This window comes from Mesorhizobium sp. M4A.F.Ca.ET.050.02.1.1, assembly GCF_003997725.1.
Taxonomy (GTDB): domain Bacteria; phylum Pseudomonadota; class Alphaproteobacteria; order Rhizobiales; family Rhizobiaceae; genus Mesorhizobium.
The window spans coordinates 1-3,197 of record NZ_RZSG01000693.1; the positions used below are offsets into that span (position 1 = coordinate 1).

A 3,197-nucleotide genomic window follows, 5' to 3' on the forward strand; every position below is an offset into this window, starting at 1 on the left:
GCTTTCCTGCGCAAACAGATGGAAAAGTCCGTCGAGCAGGCCAAGGACTTTCAGGCCGTGACCATGAAAGCGGCCGAGGACGTATCCAAGCCGATCAAAGATGCCTTTGAGAAGGCCCTGAAGGAACGCAAGGCTGCCTGATTGCCTGAGGCAACCCGGGCCGGCGCCTCGCGCCGGCTCGGCGCCTGGCAGCCAGGGACTAATTCGTCCAGATCGAGCATCCAACCTTTCGGCCGGTGGCGGGGTCGCGGACGATTTTCGCGGCGATGCGGTGAAGGCCAACACGGTTGGATTTGACTTCCTTGCTGGCGAGGTAGGTCGGATCGCCGACTTCCCAATGATAGCGTGTGTTTGCCGGAGCCCGCTGCCAGGTGAACTTCGAGGCGTAAGCAACCTGACCCGGAACCGTGCGGTCGAAGCGGCAGTCGATGGTCGCCGGCATCAGCCCCTTCGCTGCCATCGCATTGACGACCGCGTCGGCATTGGCCGCTGTCAACCATGCGTCTATGCCGCTGGTCTGGAATGTGTCTCTGCCGCTCGTCCGGTAGGTCATGCATCCTGCAAGGGATGCCAGCAACAGCGCGCCAATCGTTGCGCCTGCTCTGCCTGGCCACTTGCTGCCTGCCCGCCTGCTGCCTGCCTGATTGATGCGCATGCCTCGTCTCCTTCCAAAAGGGTGGATCAGCCGGGCCAGACTGTGCCCGGTGCGGCATACCTGCGTATATTAGGAACTTCACATGCTGCAGCCGTTCATCGGGGGCGCGTCAAAGCCTCGGTTGCCACCCAACCGCCCCTCAGAGTGGAACGGTGCCTGTGGCCACCCCGCCACAACAGTTAGCCAAGTCAGCTCTTAACGCTCCTCACCCTCAAAATTAACCATTCGTTAACCATTCGGCTCCTAGCGTTTACCTATCAGTAAGGAATCGCTTCCCGTGACCTTCGCAGCCCCTGTCGAGACCAAATCCATCCGTTTTCGCGCCCGATCTTTCGTCGCTTTCACGCTCACCCCCGAAGCGCCTCTGGATGTCTGGCTGGAGAGCCTCGACCGCTGGATAGGCAACTCGCCGGGCTATTTTGCCGGGCGGCCGGTGGTGCTCGATTTGAACACTTTGAAGCCGGATATCGCGGCCATTGATTCGCTGGTCGGCGTGCTTGGCCAGCGCGGCATCCGCGTCTATGCCATCGAGATGGACGGCGGCGCCGAGCTTGGCTCGCACCTGCCGCCGAAGCTGATCGGCGCCAAGGAGGCGACCTCCGACGGCCTGCTCTTGCATCCCGGCCGCAAGAAGGGCGAAGAGGGCAAGGCCGAGGAGCAAAGAGCCGAGGACGGCAAGGTGCCGGCGAAGCCCGCGCTGCCGGGCGGCGACACGCTGATGGTACGCACGCCGATCCGTTCCGGCCAGTCGATCTTCCATGCGCATGGCGATGTCATCGTGCTCGGCTCGGTCGCGTCCGGCTCGGAGATCGTCGCCGCCGGCTCCATCCATGTCTATGGCACGCTGCGCGGCCGCGCTTCGGCCGGCGCGCTCGGCAACATTGCGGCCCGCGTCTTCTGCCGCAGGAACGAGGCCGAGCTGATCTCGGTCGACGGCTGGTACACCACCGCCGAGGAGATGGAGAAGGTTTCGCGCGGCAAGGCGGTGCAGGCCTTCCTCGAAAACGACGTGCTGTGCGTGGTGCCGCTGGGGTGAGCGGCGCGAGCGTAAGCCTGGGACCGGTTTCGCGTGCGATGGTCCTGCAACACCGTGCCTGGCACGGCCAACCGAAAGAACAATCGCCAAACGGAGGCATTTCATGGGCAAGGTAGTGGTGGTCACCTCGGGCAAGGGGGGCGTCGGCAAGACGACGTCGACGGCGGCGTTGGGCGCTGCGGTTGCCAAGACCGGCAAGAAGGTGGCGCTGGTCGACTTCGATGTGGGCTTGCGCAACCTCGACCTGATCATGGGCGCCGAGCGGCGCGTCGTGTTCGACCTGGTCAACGTCATCCAGGGCACGGCAAAGCTCTCGCAGGCGCTGATCCGCGACAAGCGGGTGGAGACACTGTTCCTGCTGCCGGCCTCGCAGACGCGCGACAAGGATGCGCTGACCGAGGAGGGCGTCGGCGAGGTGATCGAGCGGCTGCGCTCGGTGTTCGACTATGTCTTCTGCGACAGCCCGGCCGGTATCGAGCGCGGCGCCCAGCTCGCCATGCGTTTCGCCGACGAGGCGGTCATCGTCACCAATCCGGAAGTCAGCTCGGTGCGCGATTCCGATCGCATCATCGGTCTGCTCGACGCCCGCACCATGAAGGCCGAGCAGGGTGATCAGATCGCCAAGCACGTGCTGGTCACGCGCTATGACGCGGCGCGCGCCGCGCGCGGCGAAATGCTTTCCATCAACGACGTGCTGGAGATCCTCTCCACGCCGCTGCTCGGCATCATCCCCGAGAGCCAGGATGTGCTGAGGGCCTCGAACCTCGGCTCGCCAGTGACGCTCACCGACCCGCTGAACACCGCCGCCAAGGCCTATATCGACGCGGCAAGGCGGCTGGAGGGCGAGGACCTGCCGGTGGTGGTGCCCTTCGAGCGCAAGGGCTTTCTCGACCGTCTGCTCGGAAGGAGGGCGGCATGAACATTTTCGACCTCTTCAAGCGGCGCAACAGCGCGCCGGTCGCGCGCGAGCGGCTGCAGCTGCTGCTCGCCTATGAGCGCCAGAGCCGCGGCCAGCCCGATCTCGTCTCTGTCCTGCGCGAGGAGATCATGGCGGTCATTGCCAGGCACGTGCAGATCGACCAGGACTACCTCCAGGTCTCGATGGAGCGCGGCAAGACCATGTCGACGCTGGAAATCGACATCCAGATCCCCAACAAGAGCGCCACGCCGCTGGCGCTGGCGGGGTAGGGTACCAGCATTTGAGTTCCTCGCCCCCGCCAGAGGCGGGGGAGAGGTGGCCGCGCAGCGGCCGGTGAGGGAGCCTGCAACGCTGGCGTTCCCTCTGATCGATTTCAAGGGCCGGCGCGCCGCTCCCTCTCGGCTTCGCCGAGCCACCTTCCCCACTCGGCCATCGTCAATCGCGGATTTGAGCGCAACGCGAAAGCGGATGCGGCGGGAATCTCGCTAGGCGCTAGTCCTATCGGGGGACTTCCCTTGCGGAAGCGGCGGATGTAGAAGGGAACATTAGCAATTCGTTAAGTATCAAGACTGTGTGTGTGTAGAAGG

At 64.4% G+C, this 3,197-nt stretch carries 5 protein-coding genes; 4 read left to right on the top strand and 1 reads right to left on the bottom strand.

The annotated features are described in order from the left end of the window. A partial coding sequence (locus EOA33_RS29455; protein ID WP_190234406.1) for a phasin family protein occupies positions 1-141 on the top strand: 141 nt, incomplete at its 5' end. Between the two features lie 58 nt (positions 142-199). Here the strand turns inward: EOA33_RS29455 and EOA33_RS29460 are convergent. Then, positions 200-553, bottom strand: coding sequence for a hypothetical protein (locus tag EOA33_RS29460; RefSeq protein ID WP_127407240.1), 354 nt, complete (start codon positions 551-553; stop codon positions 200-202). Positions 554-932: 379 nt separating this feature from the next. Here EOA33_RS29460 and minC point away from each other — a divergent pair, with 379 nt between their 5' ends. The 3 genes from minC to minE all read left to right on the top strand — a co-directional run bounded on the left by minC (position 933) and on the right by minE (position 2,879). Then, the gene (gene minC / locus EOA33_RS29465; RefSeq protein WP_127407241.1) at positions 933-1,691 is read left to right on the top strand and encodes a septum site-determining protein MinC; all 759 of its coding nucleotides are present in this window, start codon (positions 933-935) and stop codon (positions 1,689-1,691) included. Between the two features lie 103 nt (positions 1,692-1,794). Further along, a complete protein-coding gene (minD, locus tag EOA33_RS29470; RefSeq protein WP_126055419.1) occupies positions 1,795-2,610 on the top strand; it encodes a septum site-determining protein MinD in 816 nt (271 codons plus the stop codon). Continuing rightward, positions 2,607-2,879: a cell division topological specificity factor MinE gene (gene minE, locus EOA33_RS29475; protein WP_126055418.1), complete on the top strand. Its 273-nt coding sequence runs from the start codon at positions 2,607-2,609 to the stop codon at positions 2,877-2,879. The genes minD and minE overlap by 4 nt, the downstream gene beginning before the upstream one ends. Positions 2,880-3,197: the final 318 nt, after the last annotated feature.